This window comes from Rahnella bruchi (genome assembly GCF_003614975.1).
In the GTDB taxonomy this organism is placed as follows: domain Bacteria; phylum Pseudomonadota; class Gammaproteobacteria; order Enterobacterales; family Enterobacteriaceae; genus Rahnella; species Rahnella bruchi.
The window spans coordinates 1-782 of record NZ_QZWI01000055.1 but is presented as its reverse complement, the minus strand read 5'-3'; the positions used below and the strand labels follow the sequence as shown (position 1 = coordinate 782).

Annotated in this window: 1 protein-coding gene; it reads right to left on the bottom strand. The window is 46.2% G+C overall.

Annotated elements, in window-relative coordinates; genetic code table 11:
- Window positions 1–21: 21 nt before the first annotated feature.
- Window positions 22–624 (bottom strand): LysE family translocator, encoded by a 603-nt coding sequence (locus D5398_RS25315; RefSeq protein ID WP_120510034.1) that lies wholly within the window; start codon window positions 622–624, stop codon window positions 22–24.
- Window positions 625–782: the final 158 nt, after the last annotated feature.

Below are 782 nucleotides of genomic sequence, written 5' to 3'. Positions count from 1 at the left end.
GTTGTCGCTATAAATGATGAATTACGGGATCAGGCTGTGCAGAGAAAAAGCAATTAGCAACATCCCGCCCGCAATGTTGACGTATTTTTTGAGCATTAATGGGTTGGTTTTTTTTACTGAAAAGATCAGTGTTTGGCTAACAGCGTAAAGCCAAACGCTCATAACGACTACATGTACTGATGCCAGTGTCAGATAGTTACAAACACCTCCCTGTATCCCTGCGAACTGCGAAACGACTGTCAGATAGAAAATGATGGCTTTAGGATTCAAAACATTCGCTATCCACGCCTCTCTTAAAGTCACCGACTGCTTCGTATCAGCATACCCTTCAGGGTTTGCCCTTATTCCGTTGCGTATGAGCATCGCTCCTAACCAGAGTAGATAGGCGGTTCCGAGAAATTTCAACACAGCAAAAGTTGCTGGAGACGATATGAGCACAGCGGTAATACCAAACCCTATGAGAACTGCGTGGGTATAAATGCCCAAAGCTGTTCCGGCAAGAGTCCTGAACAGTCCTTTGTGACCGCCTGCCAGAGCACCGCTCATAACAAGAGTGAAGCTTGCTCCGGGGGACAGTGCAACAGGGAGTAGTGCTGGCATAAAGCCAAGAAGGTTTAGATCCATAGATTTTTGATATTCATTGACGCTCTACTGTATTGCCAGTCAAGGCGCTTCGAGAATGTTGTATTTAACACAATGAAAACATATAGCCGCCATGAATGAAAGGTCGGCTCCTCGCTCTCGTCAGACCTTCAGCGTCAGGTGTTTTGTCTGCTGTGTGC